Source organism: Pseudomonas sp. HMSC057H01, assembly GCF_001836405.1.
In the GTDB taxonomy this organism is placed as follows: Bacteria; Pseudomonadota; Gammaproteobacteria; order Pseudomonadales; family Pseudomonadaceae; genus Pseudomonas; species Pseudomonas aeruginosa.
Genome location: NZ_KV828506.1, coordinates 54,175 through 76,342 on the forward strand (window position 1 = coordinate 54,175; position 22,168 = coordinate 76,342).

Annotated in this window: 23 protein-coding genes and 1 other RNA gene; 16 read left to right on the forward strand and 8 right to left on the reverse strand. The window is 63.6% G+C overall.

Translation table 11 applies throughout. The features are described from left to right. The first annotated feature begins 216 nt into the window (after positions 1–216). On the forward strand, positions 217–1,134 hold the full coding sequence (cysD, locus tag HMPREF2581_RS21235) for a sulfate adenylyltransferase subunit CysD (RefSeq protein ID WP_003094311.1): 918 nt from the start codon (positions 217–219) through the stop codon (positions 1,132–1,134). An 11-nt stretch (positions 1,135–1,145) separates the two neighbouring features. Beyond that, positions 1,146–3,047, forward strand: a complete 1,902-nt coding sequence (gene cysN, locus HMPREF2581_RS21240) for a sulfate adenylyltransferase subunit CysN (RefSeq protein ID WP_003110029.1) — start codon at positions 1,146–1,148, stop codon at positions 3,045–3,047. 73 nt (positions 3,048–3,120) lie between these two features. On the opposite strand, the gene HMPREF2581_RS21245 is transcribed toward cysN, so the two are convergent. Next, a complete protein-coding gene (locus HMPREF2581_RS21245; protein ID WP_003094304.1) occupies positions 3,121–3,567 on the reverse strand; it encodes a Z-ring associated ZapG family protein in 447 nt (148 codons plus the stop codon). 144 nt (positions 3,568–3,711) lie between these two features. On the opposite strand from HMPREF2581_RS21245, the gene HMPREF2581_RS21250 reads away from it, so the two are divergent. The 3 genes from HMPREF2581_RS21250 to zapE all read left to right on the forward strand — a co-directional run bounded on the left by HMPREF2581_RS21250 (position 3,712) and on the right by zapE (position 6,944). Further along, positions 3,712–4,341, forward strand: coding sequence for an alpha/beta hydrolase (locus HMPREF2581_RS21250; RefSeq protein ID WP_003094302.1), 630 nt, complete (start codon positions 3,712–3,714; stop codon positions 4,339–4,341). A gap of 67 nt (positions 4,342–4,408) precedes the next feature. Next, a complete protein-coding gene (locus HMPREF2581_RS21255) occupies positions 4,409–5,755 on the forward strand; it encodes a tryptophan--tRNA ligase (RefSeq protein WP_003094300.1) in 1,347 nt (448 codons plus the stop codon). 94 nt (positions 5,756–5,849) lie between these two features. Continuing rightward, positions 5,850–6,944 carry a cell division protein ZapE gene (zapE, locus tag HMPREF2581_RS21260; RefSeq protein WP_003094297.1) on the forward strand — a complete coding sequence of 365 codons (1,095 nt, stop codon included), beginning with the start codon at positions 5,850–5,852 and terminating at the stop codon, positions 6,942–6,944. Between the two features lie 64 nt (positions 6,945–7,008). Here the strand turns inward: zapE and HMPREF2581_RS21265 are convergent, their stop codons facing one another. Together HMPREF2581_RS21265 and HMPREF2581_RS21270 are read right to left on the reverse strand one after the other, a co-directional pair. Further along, complete coding sequence (locus HMPREF2581_RS21265; RefSeq protein WP_003110032.1) at positions 7,009–7,971, reverse strand: hypothetical protein; 963 nt, start codon at positions 7,969–7,971, stop codon at positions 7,009–7,011. A gap of 158 nt (positions 7,972–8,129) precedes the next feature. After that, the gene (locus HMPREF2581_RS21270; RefSeq protein WP_003120906.1) at positions 8,130–9,029 is read right to left on the reverse strand and encodes a GlxA family transcriptional regulator; all 900 of its coding nucleotides are present in this window, start codon (positions 9,027–9,029) and stop codon (positions 8,130–8,132) included. Between the two features lie 253 nt (positions 9,030–9,282). Between HMPREF2581_RS21270 and HMPREF2581_RS21275 the strand changes: the two genes are divergently transcribed. After that, positions 9,283–10,428 carry an acyl-CoA dehydrogenase family protein gene (locus tag HMPREF2581_RS21275; protein ID WP_003134747.1) on the forward strand — a complete coding sequence of 382 codons (1,146 nt, stop codon included), beginning with the start codon at positions 9,283–9,285 and terminating at the stop codon, positions 10,426–10,428. An 84-nt stretch (positions 10,429–10,512) separates the two neighbouring features. On the opposite strand, the gene HMPREF2581_RS21280 is transcribed toward HMPREF2581_RS21275, so the two are convergent. After that, the gene (locus tag HMPREF2581_RS21280) at positions 10,513–11,550 is read right to left on the reverse strand and encodes an NADP(H)-dependent aldo-keto reductase (RefSeq protein ID WP_003141286.1); all 1,038 of its coding nucleotides are present in this window, start codon (positions 11,548–11,550) and stop codon (positions 10,513–10,515) included. A 245-nt stretch (positions 11,551–11,795) separates the two neighbouring features. Between HMPREF2581_RS21280 and rplM the strand changes: the two genes are divergently transcribed. The 7 genes from rplM to HMPREF2581_RS21315 all read left to right on the forward strand — a co-directional run bounded on the left by rplM (position 11,796) and on the right by HMPREF2581_RS21315 (position 16,589). Next, positions 11,796–12,224, forward strand: a complete 429-nt coding sequence (gene rplM, locus HMPREF2581_RS21285) for a 50S ribosomal protein L13 (RefSeq protein WP_003094164.1) — start codon at positions 11,796–11,798, stop codon at positions 12,222–12,224. Between the two features lie 14 nt (positions 12,225–12,238). Beyond that, entirely contained in the window at positions 12,239–12,631 is a 393-nt protein-coding gene (rpsI, locus tag HMPREF2581_RS21290) for a 30S ribosomal protein S9 (RefSeq protein ID WP_003098810.1), read from the forward strand. 249 nt (positions 12,632–12,880) lie between these two features. Further along, positions 12,881–13,474, forward strand: coding sequence for a ubiquinol-cytochrome c reductase iron-sulfur subunit (petA, locus tag HMPREF2581_RS21295; protein WP_003100631.1), 594 nt, complete (start codon positions 12,881–12,883; stop codon positions 13,472–13,474). Continuing rightward, a complete protein-coding gene (locus HMPREF2581_RS21300; protein WP_003094159.1) occupies positions 13,474–14,685 on the forward strand; it encodes a cytochrome b in 1,212 nt (403 codons plus the stop codon). Before petA ends, HMPREF2581_RS21300 begins: the two co-directional genes overlap by 1 nt. Continuing rightward, positions 14,685–15,467, forward strand: a complete 783-nt coding sequence (locus HMPREF2581_RS21305; RefSeq protein ID WP_003094157.1) for a cytochrome c1 — start codon at positions 14,685–14,687, stop codon at positions 15,465–15,467. The genes HMPREF2581_RS21300 and HMPREF2581_RS21305 overlap by 1 nt, the downstream gene beginning before the upstream one ends. An 85-nt stretch (positions 15,468–15,552) precedes the next feature. After that, positions 15,553–16,170 (forward strand): glutathione S-transferase N-terminal domain-containing protein, encoded by a 618-nt coding sequence (locus HMPREF2581_RS21310; protein ID WP_003094155.1) that lies wholly within the window; start codon positions 15,553–15,555, stop codon positions 16,168–16,170. Between the two features lie 11 nt (positions 16,171–16,181). Continuing rightward, positions 16,182–16,589, forward strand: a complete 408-nt coding sequence (locus tag HMPREF2581_RS21315; protein WP_003094153.1) for a ClpXP protease specificity-enhancing factor — start codon at positions 16,182–16,184, stop codon at positions 16,587–16,589. A gap of 56 nt (positions 16,590–16,645) precedes the next feature. On the opposite strand, the gene HMPREF2581_RS21320 is transcribed toward HMPREF2581_RS21315, so the two are convergent. The 4 genes from HMPREF2581_RS21320 to HMPREF2581_RS21335 are packed head-to-tail and all read right to left on the reverse strand — an operon-like array spanning position 16,646 to position 20,031. Next, the gene (locus tag HMPREF2581_RS21320) at positions 16,646–17,224 is read right to left on the reverse strand and encodes a BON domain-containing protein (RefSeq protein ID WP_003094151.1); all 579 of its coding nucleotides are present in this window, start codon (positions 17,222–17,224) and stop codon (positions 16,646–16,648) included. Further along, entirely contained in the window at positions 17,221–17,814 is a 594-nt protein-coding gene (locus HMPREF2581_RS21325) for a phosphoheptose isomerase (protein WP_003094149.1), read from the reverse strand. Before HMPREF2581_RS21325 ends, HMPREF2581_RS21320 begins: the two co-directional genes overlap by 4 nt. Positions 17,815–17,842: 28 nt before the next feature. Further along, positions 17,843–18,220: a YraN family protein gene (locus tag HMPREF2581_RS21330; protein ID WP_003110149.1), complete on the reverse strand. Its 378-nt coding sequence runs from the start codon at positions 18,218–18,220 to the stop codon at positions 17,843–17,845. Continuing rightward, a complete protein-coding gene (locus HMPREF2581_RS21335; RefSeq protein ID WP_003141282.1) occupies positions 18,217–20,031 on the reverse strand; it encodes a penicillin-binding protein activator in 1,815 nt (604 codons plus the stop codon). The genes HMPREF2581_RS21330 and HMPREF2581_RS21335 overlap by 4 nt, the downstream gene beginning before the upstream one ends. A gap of 126 nt (positions 20,032–20,157) precedes the next feature. Between HMPREF2581_RS21335 and rsmI the strand changes: the two genes are divergently transcribed. From rsmI to mraZ, 3 genes are all read left to right on the forward strand, one after another. Then, a complete protein-coding gene (gene rsmI / locus HMPREF2581_RS21340) occupies positions 20,158–21,006 on the forward strand; it encodes a 16S rRNA (cytidine(1402)-2'-O)-methyltransferase (RefSeq protein WP_003134739.1) in 849 nt (282 codons plus the stop codon). 40 nt (positions 21,007–21,046) lie between these two features. Next, an RNA gene (gene rnpB / locus HMPREF2581_RS21345) (RNase P RNA component class A) lies at positions 21,047–21,396 on the forward strand. A gap of 314 nt (positions 21,397–21,710) precedes the next feature. Further along, on the forward strand, positions 21,711–22,166 hold the full coding sequence (gene mraZ, locus HMPREF2581_RS21350; protein ID WP_003103101.1) for a division/cell wall cluster transcriptional repressor MraZ: 456 nt from the start codon (positions 21,711–21,713) through the stop codon (positions 22,164–22,166). The last annotated feature ends 2 nt before the right edge of the window (positions 22,167–22,168 follow it).

A 22,168-nucleotide genomic window follows, 5' to 3' on the forward strand; every position in this document is an offset into this window, starting at 1 on the left:
GGGCGATGCCGTCGCAGGCCTGTCCGTCCGCTCCGCGAAACGCCCAGGAAAGCCTCTCCATGCCAGTGTTTTCGCCGGCTGCAACCCTGAGCGCTGATGGCTATATGAGTATATTTTTTCGGTATAAATGGCGAATCTTTTAGAGCCTTGCGCTGTGATAGAGTGCGCGTTCGTCTACGGCCCGACGGCCGTCCATAAGCAATTCCGTGAGTAGCCATGGTCGACAAACTGACGCACCTGAAACAGCTGGAGGCGGAAAGCATCCACATCATCCGCGAGGTGGCCGCCGAGTTCGATAACCCGGTGATGCTGTACTCGATCGGCAAGGATTCCGCGGTCATGCTGCACCTGGCCCGCAAGGCCTTCTTCCCCGGCAAGCTGCCCTTCCCGGTGATGCACGTGGACACCCGCTGGAAATTCCAGGAGATGTACAGGTTCCGCGATCGGATGGTCGAGGAAATGGGCCTGGACCTGATCACCCACGTCAACCCGGACGGCGTCGCCCAGGGCATCAACCCGTTCACCCACGGCAGCGCCAAGCACACCGATGTGATGAAGACCGAGGGACTCAAGCAGGCCCTGGACAAGTACGGTTTCGACGCTGCCTTCGGCGGTGCGCGCCGCGACGAGGAGAAGTCGCGGGCCAAGGAACGGGTCTATTCGTTCCGCGACAGCAAGCACCGCTGGGACCCGAAGAACCAGCGTCCCGAGCTGTGGAACATCTACAACGGCAAGGTGAAGAAGGGCGAGTCGATCCGCGTCTTCCCGCTGTCCAACTGGACCGAGCTGGACATCTGGCAATACATCTACCTGGAAGGCATCCCGATCGTCCCGCTGTACTTCGCCGCCGAGCGCGAGGTTATCGAGAAGAACGGCACGCTGATCATGATCGACGACGAGCGCATCCTCGAGCATCTCTCTGACGAAGAGAAAGCCCGCATCGAGAAGCGCATGGTGCGCTTCCGTACCCTCGGCTGCTACCCGCTCACCGGCGCGGTCGAGTCCAGCGCCACCACGCTGCCGGAAATCATCCAGGAAATGCTCCTGACGCGTACTTCCGAACGCCAGGGCCGGGTCATCGACCATGACCAGGCCGGTTCGATGGAAGAAAAGAAACGTCAGGGCTATTTCTGAGGGTACGCAGCATGTCTCATCAATCCGATCTGATCAGCGAGGACATCCTCGCCTACCTGGGGCAGCACGAACGCAAGGAACTGCTGCGCTTCCTTACCTGCGGCAACGTCGATGACGGCAAGAGCACCCTGATCGGGCGCCTGCTGCATGACTCCAAGATGATCTACGAGGATCACCTCGAGGCCATCACCCGCGACTCGAAGAAAGTCGGCACCACGGGCGACGACGTCGACCTGGCGCTGCTGGTCGACGGCCTGCAGGCCGAGCGCGAGCAGGGCATCACCATCGACGTGGCGTACCGCTACTTCAGCACCGCCAAGCGCAAGTTCATCATCGCCGACACGCCCGGCCATGAGCAGTACACCCGCAACATGGCCACCGGTGCCTCGACCTGCGACCTGGCGATCATCCTGATCGATGCCCGCTACGGCGTGCAGACCCAGACCCGCCGGCACAGTTTCATCGCGTCCCTGCTGGGCATCCGGCATATCGTGGTCGCCATCAACAAGATGGACCTGAAGGACTTCGACCAGGGTGTCTTCGAACAGATCAAGGCCGACTACCTGGCCTTTGCCGAGAAGATCGGTCTGAAGACCAGTTCGCTGCACTTCGTGCCGATGTCGGCGCTCAAGGGCGACAACGTGGTCAACAAGTCCGAGCGTTCGCCCTGGTACGCCGGCCAGTCGCTGATGGAAATCCTCGAAACCGTCGAGATCGCCGCCGACCGCAACCTCGATGACATGCGCTTCCCGGTGCAGTACGTGAACCGGCCGAACCTGAACTTCCGCGGTTTCGCCGGCACCCTGGCCAGCGGCGTGGTGCGCAAGGGCGACGAGGTGGTGGCCTTGCCGTCGGGCAAGGGCAGCAAGGTGAAATCCATCGTCACCTTCGAGGGCGAACTGGAGCAGGCCGGTCCCGGCCAGGCCGTCACCCTGACCCTGGAAGACGAGATCGACGTTTCCCGCGGCGACATGCTGGTGCATGCCGACAATCGCCCGCTGGTCACCGACGGCTTCGATGCCATGCTGGTGTGGATGGCCGAGGAGCCGATGCTTCCGGGCAAGAAGTACGATATCAAGCGCGCTACCAGCTATGTGCCGGGTTCGATTCCGAGCATCGTCCACAAGGTGGACGTGAATACCCTGGAGCGGACCCCGGGCAGCGAGCTGAAGCTGAACGAGATCGCCAGGGTCAAGGTCAGCCTGGACGCGCCCATCGCGCTCGATGGCTATGAGCAGAACCGCACCACCGGCGCCTTCATCGTCATCGATCGCCTGACCAACGGCACCGTTGGCGCCGGCATGATCGTCTCCGCTCCGCCGGCGGCCCATGGCAGCAGCGCGCATCACGGTTCGAATGCCCATGTGACGCGCGAGGAGCGTGCCGGCCGCTTCGGCCAGCAGCCGGCGACCGTACTGTTCAGCGGCCTCTCCGGCGCCGGCAAGAGCACCCTGGCCTACGCCGTGGAGCGCAAGCTGTTCGATATGGGCCGCGCGGTCTACGTGCTGGACGGGCAGAACCTGCGCCACGACCTGAACAAGGGGTTGCCGCAGGACCGCGCCGGGCGCACCGAGAACTGGCTGCGTACCGCCCATGTCGCCAAGCAGTTCAACGAGGCCGGGTTGATCAGCCTCTGCGCCTTCGTCGCGCCGAGCGCGGAAGGGCGCGAGCAGGCCAGGGCGCTGATCGGCGCCGAGCGCCTGATCACCGTCTATGTGCAGGCGTCGCCGCAGGTCTGCCGCGAACGCGATCCCCAGGGGCTGTATGCGGCGGGCGAGGACAATATCCCCGGCGAGTCCTTCCCCTACGACGTGCCGCTGGATGCCGACCTGGTGATCGATACCCAGGCGCTGAGCGTCGAGGACGGCGTGAAGCAGGTGCTCGACCTGTTGCGCGAACGCCAGGCGATCTGATCGTCTCGCAGCCATGAAAAAGCCCCGCTGATGCGGGGCTTTTTCATGGGCGTCGGCAGGTTCGCGCAGCGCGTCAGTACTTGCCTTTCAGGCCGTAGGTGGCGTCGAGGGTGCCGGGGCTGTCCGGGCTCTTCGGCGCATAGTCCTTCGGCACTTCGCCGGAGGCCGGCGGAGTCAGGCGCTCGCGGCGCTCGGCCGGATAGGCCTCGTCGGCATGCAGCGCAGCCAGCAGGCGCTGGCGGGTCTGTTCGTCCAGGGCCAGGCGCTGGGCGCCGTCGGAGAGGTGCTCCTGCACGTCCTGGTAGCTCTGGGTCAGCTTCTTCACGAGGCTGGCGGTGGTGTTGAAATGGGTCACGACTTCGCGCTGATAGCTGTCGAAGCGGTCCTGCAGGTCGTCCATCTGGCGTTGCACCTTGTTCGGCGCGGCGTTGGGCAGCAGGCGGGCGATCAGAAAACCGATGGCGACCCCGGCGACCAGGGCGAGGGCCGGCAGCAGCCAGGCGGTGAGCGACTGTTCCACGCGAATCCTTCCTCTATAGACGGCTTTGCTTTACGTTAACGGCTTGAGTCCGAGCTGTATACCACGGCACGCGAGTAAGTGCCTGTGTCGCTTGGAGTAATCTGCTAGACGAGTCGACCCGAGCCGGGGTCACGGAGTTCCTGTTTGTCTACCCGCGAAATCCCTGTATCCATCGATGGCCCCTGCGGGCCGCTGGAAGCCCTGCACCTCGATCTGCCCGATGCCCGCGGCATCGCCCTGGTCTGCCATCCGCACCCGCTGTTCGCCGGCACCATGCAGAACAAGGTGGTCGCCACTCTGCAACGCAGCGCCCGCGATGCCGGCCTGGCGACCCTGCGTTTCAACTTCCGTGGCGTTGGCCAGAGCGCTGGCAGCTATGGCGAGGGGATCGGCGAAATCGACGACGCCGAGGCCGCTGCGCGCTGGTTGCTGGCACGCCATCCGGGGCTGCCGCTGACACTGATGGGCTTTTCCTTCGGCTCCTGCGTCGCCGGCAATCTGGCGGGTCGCCTGGAGGCGGAGGGCGTCGGGCTGGCGCGGCTGTTCATGATCGCGCCGCCGGTGGAGCGCTTCGCGGTCAGCCTGCCTGCGCGCTGCCCGCTGACCGTGGTGCAGCCGGAGGACGACGACGTGGTCACGCCGGCCGCGGTATATGCCTGGAGCGAGTCCCTGGCACGACCGCACGAGCTGTTGCGGGTGGCAGAAAGCGGACATTTCTTCCATGGCAAGCTGATCGATCTGAAGGACCTGTTGCTGCCACGCCTGCAGGACTGACGTCGTCGCGCCGGCCCTGCTACCATCCGGCGCGCCATTCTTTTCTTTGCCTGACATCTGGTATCGCATGACTACTCGTATCCTGACCGGCATCACTCCTACCGGCACTCCGCACCTGGGCAACTACGCCGGCGCCATCCGCCCGGCGATCCTCGCCAGCCGTCGGAGCGACGTGGATTCGTTCTACTTCCTGGCGGACTACCACGCCTTGATCAAGTGCGACGATCCCGCTCGTATTCAGCGCTCGCGCCTGGAAATCGCCGCGACTTGGCTGGCCGGCGGCCTGGACGTCGAGCGTGCGACCTTCTACCGGCAGTCGGACATCCCCGAGATTCCCGAGCTGACCTGGTTGCTCACCTGCGTCAGTGCCAAGGGCCTGCTCAACCGCGCGCATGCCTATAAGGCCGCGGTGGACCGCAATGTCGAGGCCGGCGAAGACCCGGACGCCGGCGTGACCATGGGCCTCTACAGCTATCCGGTGCTGATGGCCGCGGACATCCTGATGTTCAACGCGCACAAGATCCCGGTCGGCCGCGACCAGGTGCAGCACGTGGAGATGGCCCGCGACATCGGCCAGCGTTTCAACCACCTGTTCGGCAACGGCCGCGAGTTCTTCGTCCTGCCCGAAGCGGTGATCGAGGAAAACGTCGCCACCCTGCCGGGCCTGGACGGGCGCAAGATGTCCAAGAGCTACGACAACACCATCCCGCTGTTCAGCCCGTCCAGGCAGCTCAAGGACGCCATCGCACGCATCGTCACCGACTCGCGCGCGCCGGGTGAGCCGAAGGACCCGGACAGTTCGCACCTGTTCCTTCTTTACTCGGCCTTCGCCAGCGCCGAACAGGTCGCCGCGTTCCGCCAGGAACTGCTCGACGGCCTGGCCTGGGGCGAAGCCAAGCAGCGCCTGTTCCAGTTGCTCGACAACGAACTGGGCGAGGCTCGCGAGCGTTACCAGGCGCTGATCGCCAAGCCCGACGATATCGAGGACATTCTCCTCGCCGGCGCCGCCAAGGCGCGCCGCATCGCAACCCCATTCATCGCCGAGTTGCGCGAGGCCGTCGGCCTGCGCTCCCTGCGCGAGCCGCTGAAAAGTACCGAGAGCGGCAAGAAGAAGGCCGCCAAGGCTGCGCGCCTGGTCAGCTTCCGCGACGACGACGGCAGCTTCCGCTTCCGCCTGCTGGACGCCGCCGGCGAACAGCTGCTGCTGTCCCGCGCCTTCGCCGACGGCAAGGCCGCCGGTGCGGTGAGCAAGCGCCTGCTGGCTGGCGAGACTGCCGACCTGCGGGCCGAGGGCAATGCCTTTGGCCTGTGGCTGGATGGCGAGGCGGTGGCGCAGAGCCCGGCCTTCGCCGACGCCGCCGCCCGTGACGCCGCCATCGAGCGCACCCGCGAAGCGCTGGCGCCGCAGGAGTAGGCCTCCCCGGTGCATCCTCGACGGATGGCCGATTGCCAAGAGACGGGGTCGTCGCTAAAGTGACGGCCCCGTTTTCGTTGCATTGCTACCGATCATGACGCCCCTCGAGCGCTACCAGGCCGATCTCCAACGCCCCGATTTCTTCCACGATGCCGCACAGGCGAATGCCGTGAAGCATCTGCAACGCCTCTACGATGACCTGGTCGCCGCCGACCACGCCAAGCCCGGCCTGTTCGGCAAGCTGCTCGGCAGGAAGTCCGGCGGGCCGGTGAAGGGCCTGTATTTCTGGGGCGGCGTCGGCCGTGGCAAGACCTACCTGGTGGACACTTTCTTCGAGTCGCTGCCGTTCGAGCAGAAGGTGCGCACGCACTTCCACCGCTTCATGAAGCGGGTACACGAAGAACTGAAGACCCTCAAGGGCGAGAAGAACCCGCTGACCATCATCGGCAAGCGCTTCGCCGACGAGGCGCGGGTGATCTGCTTCGACGAGTTCTTCGTCTCCGACATCACCGATGCGATGATCCTCGCCACCCTGCTGGAAGAGCTGTTCAAGAACGGCGTGAGCCTGGTGGCGACCTCCAACATCGTGCCGGACGGCCTGTACAAGGACGGCCTGCAACGCGCCCGTTTCCTGCCGGCGATCGCCCTGCTCAAGGAGCATACCGAGATCGTCAACGTCGATAGCGGCGTCGACTATCGCCTGCGCGCGCTGGAGCAGGCCGAGCTGTTCCACTGGCCGCTCAGCGAACAGGTCGAGGAGGAGATGGCGCGCAGCTTCAAGGCCCTGACCCCGGACTGCGCCAAGGCCCAGCGCGACGAGGCGCTGATGATCGAGAACCGCGAGATCCGCGCGCGCCTGACCTGCGACGACGTGGCCTGGTTCGAATTCCGTGAGCTGTGCGACGGCCCGCGCAGCCAGAACGACTACATCGAGCTGGCGAAGATTTTCCACGCCGTGCTGATCTCCAACGTCGAGCAGATGGGCGTCACCAAGGACGACATGGCGCGGCGTTTCATCAACCTGGTGGATGAGTTCTACGACCGCAGCGTCAAGCTGATCATCTCCGCCGAGGTCGAGCTAAAGGATCTCTACAGCGGCGGCCGGCTGGAGTTCGAATTCCAGCGCACCCTCAGTCGTCTGCTGGAAATGCAGTCCCACGAATACCTGACGCGTCCGCACCGGCCCTGATCCGGGGCGGAAACGAGAAAGGGGTTGCCGATGGCAACCCCTTTTTTCATGGACGCGCGGCGTTTCAGCGTTGCGCGGTGTTCTGCTCGAAGCCGGCGAGGAGCTTCTTCGCATGGGCCACTTCGAGGGCTTCCATGGCGTTGATCGGCTTGATCGCCACGGCCTGCTTCAGTTGGGCGATGGCCTTCTCCCGCTCGTCGTCGCCGTATACGTAGGTCAGCGCGTTGGCGTACTCGTAGTGGCCGATCGGCAGGTCGTTGGCCTGGCGGAAGGAGCGGGCGAAGTACTGTTCCATCTTGTCGGCGCTGACCCCGTAGGTCATCTTGCCGACCAGCTTGCCGACCTTGCGGATCACTCCCGCCTCGTAGCCGCCGTAGAGCGCCAGGGCGAACGGCTGGTTGGGTTGCCTGGCCAGGAGGGCGTCCAGTTCCTTGGGTATCTCGCTGGTATAGCCGCGCTTGAGCACTACCGGTACCGATAGCTCCTCGGCCAGGCGCGCCTTGGCGTAGACGCTGCCGAACTGGGCGACGATATCGGCCTTGACCAGCGGGCCGGCCTGTTCGGTGTAGTCGATGACCTCTTCGAGCAGGCGCTGTTTCTCCGCCTGGTCGGGAGCCAGGAACATGGCGTAGAGCACCTGGGCGAACATCGCCGGTACCTGGCCGCCGACTCCCAGAGCCAGTCCCTGCTCCTTGGCCTTGGCGTAGTCGCCGCGGAACAGCAGGCGCCAGACATCCTGCAGGCGCGCCGCATATTGCGCGGCCTCTTCCGGCTTGCCGGTGAAGCCGGTGCCGGCCTTCACGGTCTTTTCCAGGGCATCCGGATGGGCGGTCGCCATGTTCACCACCCAGTCGGCGTCCGGATAGGGATAGTCGCCGAAGCCGCGGGTCAGGCGCGGCCAGGCTTCCTTCAACTTGTCGCCTGGATAGTCATAGGCGCTCTGGTCGTAGGGGAAGGCTTTCCAGTTGTCGGCGGCCATAGCATTCATACCGAAGAGGGCCAGGAAGGCGAGCAGATAAAGGCGCATGGCAAAGGTCCGTTCTTGTCGTTGTTCGGAACGCCCGCGTCTGCGGCGGGCCTGCGGATTCATGAGAACCCGCGAAGGCCGACCTGGCTACCTATCCTAGGTTCTGTAGGGAAAGCGCCGGCGCCGATGCCGTTCGGGCAGGCCCGGCGATGTCCGGCTCAGCTTTCCTTCTGCATGAACTGGCGACGGTAATGGTGGGGAGAGAGTTCGGTGTGCTGGCGGAACAGGCGGGCGAAGAAGCTGGCGTCGTCGTAGCCGACCTCGTAGCTGATCGTCTTGATGCTCTTGCGCGTGCTCGAGAGCATGCCCTTGGCGGTCTCGATCCGCAGTCGCTGCAGGTAGTGCAGCGGCTTGTCGCCGGTAGCGGCCTGGAAGCGCCGCATGAAGTTGCGGATGCTCATGCCGTGGTCGCGGGCGACGTCCTCGAAACGGAACTTGTCGGCGAAGTGGTCTTCCAGCCATTGCTGGATCTGCAGGATCGTCGGGTCATGGTGCAGCTTCTGACCGCCGAAGCCGATACGCCCTGGGGTGTAGCTGCGCTGTACTTCGTAGAGGGTATCCCGGGCCACCGCCTGGGCCACCGATCCGCCGCAGAAACGCTCGATCAGATAGATGTAGAGGTCGCAGGCGGAGGTGACGCCGCTGGCGCAGAACAGGTCGTCGGCATCGGTCAGGTGCTTCTCCTGGTTGAGGAGCACGTTCGGGAAGCGTTCGGCGAATTCCCGATAGAAGCGCCAGTAGGTGGTCGCTTCCTTGCCATCCAGCAGGCCTGCCTGGGCCAGCCAGAAGACCCCGGTCGCCTCGCCGCAGAGGGCGGTTCCCTCGGCATGGCTGCGGCGCAACCAGGGAACGATTTGCGGATAGCGCCGTTCGAGCGCGTCGAAGTCGCCCCAGAAGGCGGGCAGGACCACTATATCGCAGGCGGCGAGGGGACCGTCGACGGCGATGCTGTCGCCGCTGAAGCTGCGTACCGGCTGGCCGTCGGGGCTGAGGATGCGGGTGCGGAAGGCCGGCTGGAGACCGAGGCCCTGCTGCTTGCCGTGGCGCAGGCTGGCCATGTGGAAGAAGTCCTTGGCCTGCATCAGGGTCGAGGCGAAGACGCCGTCGATGGCGACGATGCCGACATGTTTCAGCACCGGAGCGGATTGAGCGCGCATGGATTTTTATCGTTGTTGTGAGTAAGGGAAAGCGGTCAAAAGGCGGCTGGATCGTCTTATTTTTTGGCGCAACTGTCCAGTGCGTCGGTCGGGGCATTTCCCTACAGTCGAAGACCTGCCGCGTGCAGCCAACCCGATCCCAGACCGTTTCCAGGTGACCACGATGATACCGAGAACCCTGTTCAGCTCCGACCACGAACTGTTTCGCGACAGCGTGCGCAAGTTCCTCGAACAGGAAGCCGTGCCTTTCCATCACCAATGGGAAAAGGATGGGCATGTCGACCGCGCGCTCTGGAACAAGGCCGGCGAGGCCGGAATGCTCTGTTCGCACCTGCCGGAAGAGTATGGCGGGATGGGCGCGGACTTCCTCTACAGCGCCGTGGTCATCGAAGAGATCGGTCGGGCCGGCCTGACCGGGATCGGTTTCTCCCTGCATTCGGACATCGCTGCGCCCTACATCCTCCACTACGGCAGCGAGGCGCTGAAGCGCAAGTACCTGCCGAAGCTGGTATCCGGCGAGATGGTCGCGGCCATCGCCATGACCGAGCCGGGGGCCGGTTCCGACCTGCAAGGGGTGAAGACCACGGCGGTACTGGATGGCGACGAGTACGTCATCAATGGCTCGAAGACCTTCATCACCAACGGCTTCCTCGCCGACCTGGTGATCGTGGTGGCGAAGACCGATCCGAAGGCTGGCGCCAAGGGCATAAGCCTGTTCGTGGTCGAGGCGGGTACGCCGGGTTTCAGCAAGGGCAAGCGCCTGGAGAAGGTCGGGATGAAGGCCCAGGACACCTCCGAGCTGTTCTTCCAGGATGTGCGGATTCCCCGGGAGAACCTGCTCGGCAAGGACGGCCAGGGATTCATCTACCTGATGCAGGAGCTGCCGCAGGAGCGCCTGACCGTCGGTATCGGCGCGCTGGCGTCGGCCGAGGCGGCCCTGCAATGGACGCTCGACTACACTCGCGAGCGCAAGGCGTTCGGCAAGTCGGTGGCGGACTTCCAGAATACCCGCTTCAAGCTTGCCGAGATGGCTACCGAGATCCAGGTCGGCCGGGTCTTCGTCGATCGCTGCATGGAGCTGCATCTCCAGGGCAAGCTGGACGTACCCACCGCCGCCATGTGCAAGTACTGGACGACGGACCTGCAATGCAAGGTGCTCGACGAATGCGTGCAGTTGCACGGCGGCTACGGCTTCATGTGGGAATATCCGGTGGCGCGGGCCTGGGCCGATGCCCGGGTACAGCGGATCTACGCCGGTACCAACGAGATCATGAAGGAGATCATCGCGCGGGCCCTGTGAGGCGCTCCTGGCCACCGGGAGGGGCGAACGAGCGCATTGCGCGGTTGTCCGCCGAACCCGCGGCAGCGCCAGGCCCCTGGAGCCTCAGGGAGCCGGGTTCGGTTGCTCCCGGTGGATCGCATCGATACCGGCGAGCACCTCCTCGTCCAGCCTGAGGTCGACGCTACCGAGATTGGCTTCCAGCTGTTCCAGCGAGGTCGCGCCGATGATGTTGCTGGTCACGAACGGCCGCGAAGTGACGTAGGCCAGTGCCATCTGCGCCGGTTCCAGTCCATGTTCGCGGGCCAGCGCCACGTAGCGCGCGCAGGCCGCTTCCGCCTGCGGGTTGGTGTAGCGGGTGAAGCGGCTGTAGAGACTGATGCGCGCGTTGGCCGGGCGGGCGCCGTCCGCGTACTTGCCGGAAAGCATGCCGAAGGCCATCGGCGAGTAGGCCAACAGGCCGCACTGCTCGCGGATGGCGATTTCCGCCAGGCCCACCTCGAAGCTGCGGTTGAGCAGGTTGTAGGGGTTCTGGATCGATACCGCGCGCGGCCAGCCGCGCTCCTCGGCGAGCCTGAGGAAGGTCATGGTGCCCCAGGGCGTCTCGTTGGACAGGCCGATGTGGCGGATCTTGCCGGCGCGCGCCTGTTCGTCGAGCACTTCCAGGGTTTCCTCCAGCGGTGTGAAGCTCTCTTCCTGGTGCTGGTAGCCGAGCTGGCCGAAGAAGTTGGTCCGCCGCTCCGGCCAGTGCAACTGGTAGAGATCCAGCCAGTCTGTCTGCAGGCGCTCCAGGCTGGCATCGAGGGCGGCGACGATGTGCTGGCGGTTGAACTTGAGGTTGCCGTCGCGCACATGGCTGATGCCGTTGCCGGGGCCGGCGATCTTGCTGGCGAGGATCCAGTCGGCGCGGTCGCCGCTGCGGCGGAACCAGTTGCCGATGATGCGCTCGGTGCTGGCGTAGGTCTCGGCGCGGGGCGGCACCGGATACATTTCGGCGGTATCCATGAAATTGATCCCGGCGGCCTTGGCCCTGGCGATCTGGGCGAAGGCGTCCTGCTCGCTGTTCTGCTCGCCCCAGGTCATGGTGCCGAGGCAGAGGGCGCTGACTTTCAGATCGGTGCGGCCGAGCGGGCGATACTCCATGCGGGTGTCCTCGTGAAATTAAGTGGTTAATGCGGTTGTAAATTCTGGCGAAATCTGCATAATTCCGCAGCCTTTCATCGGTGGGGGATGCCAAGCCTGCCGATCGATGTATCTAGTCGTTACGGACGCACACCGACCCGAGCCCCAATTCGTGTCTGTTTTCGGCTGTCCTTGACTTGTCAAGGCAACCACTGTCCAGTAAGATTCGCCGTCTTATTTTCAGGCGGCCCCTGAGGCTATAACGAATGAAAACCTATACCGCGAAACCGGAAACTGTACAGCGCGACTGGTTCGTCGTCGACGCTGCCGGCCAGACCCTGGGTCGTCTGGCGACCGAAATTGCCCGCCGCCTGCGTGGCAAGCACAAGCCTGAGTACACTCCGCACGTTGACACCGGCGACTACATCGTCGTCATCAACGCCGAGCAGGTGCGTGTGACCGGTGCCAAGACCACCGACAAGATGTACTACCACCACTCCGGCTTCCCGGGCGGCATCAAGTCGATCAACTTCGAGAAGCTGATCGCCAAGGCCCCTGAGCGCGTCATCGAGACCGCTGTAAAAGGCATGCTGCCGAAGAACCCTCTGGGTCGCGATATGTATCGCAAGCTGAAGGTGTACAAGGGTGCCAGCCACCCGCACACCGCTCAGCAGCCCCAAGAACTGAAGATTTAACGGGATAGCTCATTATGTCGGCGACTCAAAATTACGGCACTGGCCGTCGTAAGACCGCTACCGCTCGCGTCTTCCTGCGTCCGGGTACTGGCAAGATTTCCATCAACAACCGTGGTCTCGATCAGTTCTTCGGTCGTGAAACCGCTCGCATGGTCGTGCGTCAGCCGCTCGAGCTGACCGAGACCGTCGAGAAGTTCGACATCTTCGTTACCGTCGTTGGCGGTGGCGTAAGCGGTCAGGCCGGTGCGATCCGTCACGGCATCACCCGTGCCCTGATCGAGTACGACGAAACCCTGCGTAGCTCGCTGCGCAAGGCCGGCTACGTGACTCGCGATGCCCGTGAAGTCGAGCGTAAGAAAGTCGGTCTGCGTAAAGCGCGTAAGCGTCCGCAGTACTCCAAGCGTTAATTCGACGCTTGCTGAAAAACGCCCACCTCTTCGGAGCTGGGCGTTTTTTTATGTCTACGCTTTAACTCTGCGGCAAGGTGTCGCATGGCCGAAGGGCGCGCCCTACAAGGGTTTCGGGCGTTTTGTGTCAGGCTATTACCTTGTCATCAAAGGGGGTTTTCTTTACCATTTGGCGAATTTTTTGCGCGGCTCGAATTTTTACTTAAAGGCCTGATTAGAACAGGTCTGAAGCTGATGGGAGACGACTGAATGAGTAATGACGGCGTGAATGCAGGCCGGCGTCGCTTCCTCGTCGCGGCCACCTCTGTGGTTGGCGCGGCGGGAGCGGTGGGTGCTGCGGTCCCGTTCGTAGGGTCATGGTTCCCCAGTGCCAAAGCCAAGGCTGCTGGCGCGCCGGTGCAGGTGAACGTGGGCAAGATCGATCCAGGTCAGCAGATCATCGCTGAATGGCGCGGCAAGCCTGTATTCATCGTGCACCGCACGAAGGAGATGCTGGACGCCCTGCCGAGCCTCGAAGGACAACTGGCCGACCCGGACTCCAAGGCCTCGGAGCAGCCGGAGTACGTCGATCCCAAGCTTCGCTCGATCAAGCCGGAACTGGCGGTGATCGTCGGCATCTGCACCCACCTGGGCTGCTCGCCGACCTTCCGTCCCGAAGTCGCCCCCGCCGACCTCGGTCCGGACTGGAAGGGTGGCTACTTCTGCCCTTGCCACGGCTCCCACTACGACCTCGCCGGTCGTGTCTACAAAGGCCAGCCAGCGCCGCTGAACCTGCCGATTCCGCCTTATACGTTCGATGCTGACGACGTCATCACCATCGGCGTGGACCAGGAGAAAGCCTGATGAACAAGTTCATGGCTTGGGTCGATGCGCGTTTTCCCGCGACCAAGATGTGGGAAGACCATCTGAGCAAGTACTACGCACCGAAGAACTTCAACTTCTGGTATTTCTTCGGTTCCCTGGCGCTGCTGGTGCTGGTCAACCAGATCCTCACCGGCATCTGGCTGACCATGAGCTTCACGCCGTCGGCCGAAGAGGCGTTCGCTTCCGTCGAATACATCATGCGCGATGTCGACTACGGCTGGATCATTCGCTACATGCACTCCACCGGTGCATCGGCGTTCTTCATCGTGGTCTACCTGCACATGTTCCGCGGCCTGCTCTACGGCTCCTATCAGAAGCCGCGCGAGCTGGTGTGGATCTTCGGCATGCTGATCTACCTGGCGCTGATGGCCGAGGCCTTCATGGGCTACCTGCTGCCTTGGGGTCAGATGTCCTACTGGGGCGCCCAGGTGATCATTTCCCTGTTCGGCGCGATTCCGGTGGTCGGCGAAGACCTGGCCCAGTGGATCCGCGGTGACTTCCTGATCTCCGGCATCACCCTGAACCGCTTCTTCGCCCTGCATGTGATCGCCCTGCCGATCGTCCTGCTCGGCCTGGTCGTGCTGCACATCCTGGCGCTGCACGAAGTCGGTTCGAACAACCCGGACGGCGTTGACATCAAGAAGAAGAAGGACGAGAACGGCGTACCGCTGGACGGCATCGCGTTCCATCCGTACTACACCGTGAAGGATATCGTCGGTGTGGTGGTGTTCCTGTTCATCTTCTGCACCGTGATCTTCTTCTTCCCGGAAATGGGCGGCTACTTCCTCGAGAAGCCCAACTTCGAGATGGCCAACCAGTTCAAGACCCCCGAGCACATCGCTCCGGTCTGGTACTTCACCCCGTTCTACGCGATCCTCCGCGCGGTTCCGGACAAGCTGATGGGCGTGGTGGCGATGGGTGCGGCGATCGCCGTGCTGTTCGTCCTGCCGTGGCTGGATCGCAGCCCGGTTCGCTCGATCCGCTACAAGGGCTGGCTGAGCAAGCTGTGGCTGGTGATCTTCGCGGTGTCCTTCGTGATCCTCGGCTACTACGGCGCCCAGGCTCCGAGCCCGCTGGGTACTACCCTGTCGCGCGTTTGCACCGTCCTGTATTTCGCCTTCTTCATCCTGATGCCGTTCTACACCCGGATGGAGAAGACCAAACCGGTTCCGGAAAGGGTGACTGGCTGATGAAAAAGCAATTCGCTGCACTGATTCTGGCGGTACTGCCAGTCCTGGGTTTCGCCGCTGGCGGCCATGGGCCGCAACTGGATCATGTCGATATCGACCTGACCGACAAGGCGGCCATGCAGGATGGCGCGCGTACCTTCGCCAACTACTGCATGGGCTGCCATAGCGCCAAGTTCCAGCGTTACGAGCGTGTCGCCACCGACCTGGGCATTCCTGCCGATCTGATGATGGAGAAGCTGGTGTTCACCGGCGCCAAGATCGGCGACCACATGGACATCGGCATGAAGCCGGCCGACGCCAAGACCTGGTTCGGCGCCGCTCCGCCGGACCTGACCCTGGTTGCCCGCGTACGCGGCACCGACTGGCTGTACAGCTACCTGCGCTCGTTCTACGAGGATCCCAAGCGTCCGTGGGGCGTGAACAACGTGATCTTCCCCAACGTCGGCATGCCGAACGTCCTGGCGCCCCTGCAGGGACGCCAGGTGATCGGCTGCAAGCAGGTACAGGTGGTCGAGGATGGCAAGAAGCAGTTCGATCCGTTGACCGGTACCCCGCTGACTCACGAAGCTTGTGACCAGTTGACCGTGGTGCCGAAGACCGGCGAGCTGAACGAAGCCCAGTTCGACGAGAAGGTCAAGAACCTGGTGACCTTCCTGGCCTATTCGGCCAACCCGAACAAGCTGGCCTCCGAGCGTATCGGTACCTACGTCCTGCTCTACCTGGCCTTCTTCTTCGTATTCGCCTATCTCCTCAAGCGCGAGTACTGGAAGGACGTGCACTAACCCGCACGTTGGTCTTCGAAGCGCGCGCCCTACGGGGCGCGCGCGTCTTTTCACCTCCCACAAGTCGACCTGCGAGGAGGGCTCCATGGCTTCAATCAACAAGCTGACCTGCTATTCCGACCCTGCCGATCATTACTGCCATCGCATCCGCCTGGTCCTGGCCGAGAAGAACGTGGCGGTAGAGGTGATCGATATCGAGGCGGGCCGCTGTCCGCCGATGCTGGCGGAGGTCAACCCCTACGGCAGCGTACCGACCCTGGTCGATCGCGACCTGGCGCTGTATGAGCCGACGGTGGTCATGGAATACCTCGACGAACGCTATCCGCATCCGCCGCTGCTGCCCGATTATCCGGTGAAGCGTGCCAACAGCCGCCTGTTGATCCATCGTATCCAGCGGGACTGGTGTTCCCTGGTGGACCGGATCCTGGATGCGCGCAGCAAGGAGGCCGAGCGGGTCCAGGCGCGCAAGGAGTTGCGCGAGAGCCTGACCGGGGTTTCCCCGCTGTTCGCCGACAAGGCATATTTCCTCAGCGAGGATTTCAGCCTGGTGGATTGCTGCCTGTTGCCGATCCTCTGGCGTCTGCCGCTGCTGGGCATCGAGTTGCCGCGGCAGGCCAAGCCGTTGCTCGACTACATGGAGCGCGGATTCGCCCGGGAAAGCTTCCGGGCCAGCCTGTCTTCCGTTGAACGAGATATGCGTTAAGGAACATGAAGATGAATTCCAGCCGTCCCTATCTGGTCCGCGCGCTCTATGAATGGATCGTCGACAACGATTGCACGCCGCATATCCTGGTGAACGCAGAGTTCGCCGGGGTAAAGGTGCCTCCGGGCTATGCCAGCGATGGGCAGATCGTGCTCAATGTCTCGCCCTCTGCCGTGCGGCATCTGCACATGGACAACGAGGCGGTCAGCTTCGAGGGGCGTTTCGGCGGCGTGGCGCAGAGCCTGTACATTCCAGCGCTGGCGGTAATGGCCATCTACGCCCGGGAAAACGGCCAGGGCATGGTCTTCGATCTGGAGCAGCCGGGTCCGGTGGACGACGAGCCGGGCGATGACGATGGTGGGCCGTCCGATGAGCCGCCGCGTCCCAGTGGCAGGCCATCCCTGAAGGTGGTCAAGTAAACGGCGGGCAATGAAAAAGGCGATCGAAGGATCGCCTTTTTTTCGTTCGCTGTTCTTCAGTTTATGTATTCGAACAGCTTGACGATCTTCTGCACCCCGTCGACGCCCTGGGCGACGCGGACAGCCTGGGCGGCTTCCTGCTGGTTGACCAGGCCCATCATGTAGACGATGCCGTTCTCGGTGACCACCTTGATCCGCGACGAGGGCACGTTGGGATCGCTGAGCATCTGGGTCTTCAGCTTGGTGGTGATCCAGGCGTCGTTGTTGCGGGCGAGCAGGGAGGAGGGCGAGGTCACCTGCAGTTCGTTATGCACGTTCTTGACCTTCTGCACCGTGCGTGCGGCCTGCTCGGCCTTGCTCTTGAGGTCGGCGCGCGGGGTCTGGCCGGCGATCAGCACGATGCCGTTGTAGCTGACCACGACGATGTGAGAGTCCTTGTCCAGGGCTGGATCGGCCTTGGCGATGTTCACCGCGGCCTTGGTCTCGATCAGCGAGTCGTCGATCTTGCTGCCGATGGTTCGGGTCCCGCGATCGTCGTCGATCGGTTTGTCCCGGGTGGCGCTGAGGAAACTGCTGCAGCCTCCCAGGGCCAGGCTCAGGGCCAGGGTGGCGGCGACGAAGGCGGTACGGCTCATTCTTCACTCCCGAACAGTTGGCGGTCGATCAGGTCGCAGAGGCAGTGGATGGCCAGCAGGTGGACTTCCTGGATGCGTGCGGTGATCTTGGAAGGAACGCGAATCTCCACGTCTTCCGGCAGTAGCAGCGAAGCCATGCCGCCACCGTCGCGGCCGGTCAGGGCGACCACCAGCATCTCGCGGTCGTGGGCAGCCTGGATGGCCTGGATCACGTTGGCCGAATTGCCGCTGGTGGAAATCGCCAGCAGGACGTCGCCCGGCTGGCCCAGGGCGCGGATCTGCTTGGAGAAGACTTCGTTGTAGCTGTAGTCGTTGGCGATCGAGGTGATGGTCGAGCTGTCGGTGGTCAGGGCCACGGCCGGCAGGCTCGGACGTTCGCGCTCGAAGCGGTTGAGCAGTTCGGAGGAGAAGTGCTGGGCATCGCCGGCCGAGCCGCCATTGCCGCAGGAGAGGATCTTGCCCTCGTTGAGCAGCGCATTGACCATCACCAGGCTGGCTTGCTCGATATAGGGAGGCAGTACTTCCAGCGCCTGCTGCTTGGTCTCGATGCTGGCCTGGAAGAGCTGGCGGATACGGTGTTGCATGTCCATCGGTAATGACCTTCGGTGGGGCGGCTGATCAGGCGTCGAATGCGTTCTGAATCCAGTCCAGTCGCGGTGGTGATTGTCCGTCGCTGGTATCGACGGTGACCACATCGAAGCGACAGGGGCGTTTGGCCCAGCGCGCCTCCTGTTGCAGAAAAAGTTCGGCGGAGAGAATCAGGCGCTGCCGCTTGCGCGCGTCGATGCTCTCCAGGGCTCCGCCCCAGGCGCGATGCCGGCGGGAGCGGACTTCGACGAATACTACTGTATCGCCGTCGAGCATGACCAGATCGAGCTCTCCGCGGCGACAGGTCCAATTCTTGCCAAGTGTGGCAAGGCCCTGTCGCCGTAGATGGGCGCAGGCCAGTTCCTCGGCCTGGCGCCCCTTGTCCCGGGAGCTTTCCCTATCGGTCAAAAGCTGCTGGTCCCCAGCGGCTGGACCTGGCCATTGCGGAACTCGGCCCATTGCAACTGGCGTTCGATACGTTGGGTCGGATTCAGGCTCAGGGTACCGGTCAGGCCGTCGATCTGCAGGCTCGGCACGGCCTTCAGTTCAGGCAGTCGCGGAGCGAGGCGGTAGGCGTCGACGCCCATGGCGTAGAGGCGGCCCATGCTGCCGTTGGCCTGGGGCCATTGGGCGGCGACCTGCTGGCGGGTCGGGTCGCTGGGGTTGAGCAGCCACGGGGTCTCGCAGAAGCGGATGCCGTTGAGGTCCTGGTCCTGGGTCGGGTTGTTGGTCCCGGTGTAGAGGTGCGAAGTGGCGTAGACCGGAAGGTCGCCGGCGTATTGGAAGGCCAGGGTCGGCTTGATCTGGCGGGCCTGCTGCGGGGTAGCGGCGAGGAACACGAAGTCGATGTCCTGGCGGCGCGACGGCTGGGTGGCGATCTGGCTGCCGAGGGCGCCCTGCAGGCGCTGGGCGCGGCCTTCGCTCTGGCGCAGTTGCAGCAGGTCGGCGATCTGTTGCGCCAGTTGTACCGGCTGGTCGACATGCTCGGCGGCGATCAGGCTGCCGCCCGCGGACTGCCAGCTCTGGCTGAAGGCGGCCAGCACGCGGTCGCCCCATTCGCCGCGCGGCACCAGCGCCACGGCCCGGCGCATGCCGTCGCCCCAGGCCCGGCTGGCCACCGCGCGCGCTTCGTCCTCGGCGGCGAGGCCGAACTGGAACAGCTGCGCCGGGCCTTCCTGGCTGTTGTCGCTGTAGTTGAGTGCGAGGGTGGTGATCGGCAGTTGCTCGCGGCTGGCGAGTTGCTTGACCAGCGGCTTCTCCAGTGGACCGACGACCAGTTCGACGCCATCGGCCTGGGCCTGGCGGTAGAAGTCATCTAGCGAGCGCACCTGGGTACTGTCGTAGAGTTTGATCGAAGGAGGGTTCTGGCCGGCCTGCTGGGCCTGGAAGTGGGCGGCGAGGAAGCCGTCCTGCAGGGCCCGGGCGACGTTGGCCAACTGCCCCTGCTGGGGTAGCAGGAGGGCGATGCGGGTCAGCGGCTGCTGGGACAGCGTCTTGAGTTTCTCCAGCGCCGCCGGCAAGTGCTTGGCCGCCGGGTGCTCGGGGTTCTGCTGTTGCCAGCTCTCGATGCTGGCCTGCTGTTGTTGCAGGGTCGGCGAGGTCTTGGTGATGCGGGCCAGAGCCAGCCAGCCACTGAGGTCGCCTTCGTTGGCGCTCGGTTGCAACTGGTCGACCGGCAGGCTGCTGACCAGGGTCCAGATCTTTTCCTGGTTCTCGATCACCGCCGGGCCCTCGAGCAGCGGGGCGAAGTAGATGCGCTCCTTGGCTGCGGCAAGGACCTGGCCGTCGGCGGCGAGGGCCTGGGCCTTGGCGCGCTGGGTACGAACCTGCTGGGTCACCGGCAGCTCGCTGAGATGCTGCATGCTCGGATGCTGCAATGCCTGCAGGGCGGCCTTGGGCTTGCTGCGGGCGAGGGCCAGTTCGGCGTTCAGGGTGCTGGCGAAGACCTGCTGGGCCGGCTTCAGGCTTTCCAGCGGGATCTGTCCCAGGATGGCGGTGGACCTGGCGAGGTCCTTCTGCTGGTAGGCAAGGTCCGCTGCCGAGAGGCGCAGCAGCGCCGCTTCCTCGGGCTTGCTCTGGCTGGCCTGTTGCAACAACTGCTCGATGCTGGCATTCGGCGTACGGGGAAGTTCGCCCAGTCCGGAATTGGACGAGGTCGCGCAGGCGGTCAGCAGACCGGCCAGGATCAGAGCAGAAAGCGGACGCAGGCGAGCGATCATATAGGGCTTCTCATGGCGCATTCACGAAGAGTCGCCGATTGTACCGGAGGCCCGCCTCGGGTGCGATGGCGGCACCCTGAATCGCGATACAATGCCGCCTTTTCAGATAGCTCCCGAGGTATTTTCGTGTCAGCAGGCACTCTGTTCGTAGTGGCGACCCCGATCGGCAATCTCGACGACATCACCCCGCGCGCCCTGCGGGTGCTGCGGGAGGTGGCCCTGGTGGCTGCGGAGGATACCCGCCATTCGATCCGGCTGTTCCAGCACTTCGGCATCGAGACGCCATTGGCGGCCTGCCACGAGCACAACGAGCGCGAGGAGGGCGGGCGCTTCATCTCCCGGCTGCAGGGGGGGGAGGACGTCGCGCTGATCTCGGACGCCGGTACCCCGCTGATTTCCGATCCCGGCTTCCACCTGGTGCGCCAGGCACAGGCGCTGGGTATCCGGGTGGTCCCGGTGCCGGGCTCCTGCGCGCTGATCGCGGCGCTGTCGGCGGCGGGATTGCCGTCGGACCGGTTCATCTTCGAAGGTTTCCTGCCCGCCAAGGCTGCGGGACGACGCAGCCGCCTCCAGGCGGTACAGGAAGAGCCACGCACGCTGATTTTCTACGAGGCGCCCCATCGTCTGCTGGAAAGCCTGGCGGACATGCGCGACGTGTTCGGCGGGGAGCGCCGTGCGGTGCTGGCGCGGGAGCTGAGCAAGACCTTCGAGACCATTCGCAGCCTGCCGTTGGCCGAACTGCATGATTGGGTCGCGTCGGACAGCAACCAGCAGCGCGGCGAGTGCGTTGTGCTGGTGGCGGGGTGGCAGGCGCCGGAAGGCGAGGAGTCGATCGGTGCAGAGGCGCTCAGGGTGCTCGACCTGCTGCTTGCCGAGCTGCCGTTGAAGAAAGCCGCGGCGCTGGCGGCGGAAATCACCGGGGTGCGAAAAAACCTTTTGTATCAACAGGCTTTGCAACGCCAAGGGAAGAGTTGAGCTTGTTCTTCGCGCCTGCTCCCGCTAACCTTGTCGGCGGAGAGTCGATTGGACAGTCGCTGTCGCGCAATAGCGCGGTGGAGGAAAGTCCGGGCTCCATAGGGCAGAGTGCCAGGTAACGCCTGGGAGGCGCGAGCCTACGGAAAGTGCCACAGAAAATAACCGCCTAAGCGCAACAGCGCCGGTAAGGGTGAAAAGGTGCGGTAAGAGCGCACCGCACGGCTGGCAACAGTGCGTGGCTAGGTAAACCCCACTCGGAGCAAGACCAAATAGGAATCCATTGGCGCGGCCCGCGTTGGATTCGGGTAGGTCGCTTGAGGCGTACAGTGATGTGCGTCCCAGAGGAATGGCTGTCCTCGACAGAACCCGGCTTATAGATCGACTCTCCCACTTCTTCCCACTCTCTTCGCTTTTTCCCGGTTTTATCCGTCCGTCGCAAAAGCGAAAAGCCGCAACTCTTGATAAATCACTTTAAGTTCGAAGGCTAAGACTTTGGACTTATTGTGTTTTGTCATCTCTTTTACTTCTAAAAGCGCTCCGCAACCTTCCAAAAGCACGCTAAATCTCCGTCCTGTAAGGATTTTTCACTTCTGACGCGCCTTGACGGTGGGGAGTGTGGATTTCTATAGTGTGCAGAAGTGGTATGAAGTGGGTAAAAGTGGGATCAATTGGCATGGAAAGCCAACCACAGGGGAAGCGCTGACGTGTTTCGCGGAGCTAATGCCATAAGTCTTGACGCCAAAGGGCGCCTCGCGATGCCGAGTCGGTATCGTGACGAGCTCGTTTCGCGTTGTGCCGGCCAGCTCATCGTCACTATCGACGCAGTCGACCCCTGCCTCACCGTTTACCCCTTGCCCGAATGGGAACTGATCGAAGCCAAGCTGCGCGAGCTGCCTTCTTTGCGAGAAGAAACGCGGCGCCTGCAGCGGCTGCTGATCGGTAATGCCGTCGATCTGGAACTGGACGGAAACGGGCGTTTCCTGATTCCGCCGCGCCTGCGCGAGTACGCCAAGCTGGACAAGCGGGCGATGCTGGTGGGGCAACTGAACAAGTTTCAGTTGTGGGATGAGGATGCCTGGAACGCCATGGCTGAAGCCGACCTGGCGGCAATCAAACAACCCGGTGGGCTGCCGGACGAACTACGCGACCTGATCCTTTGACT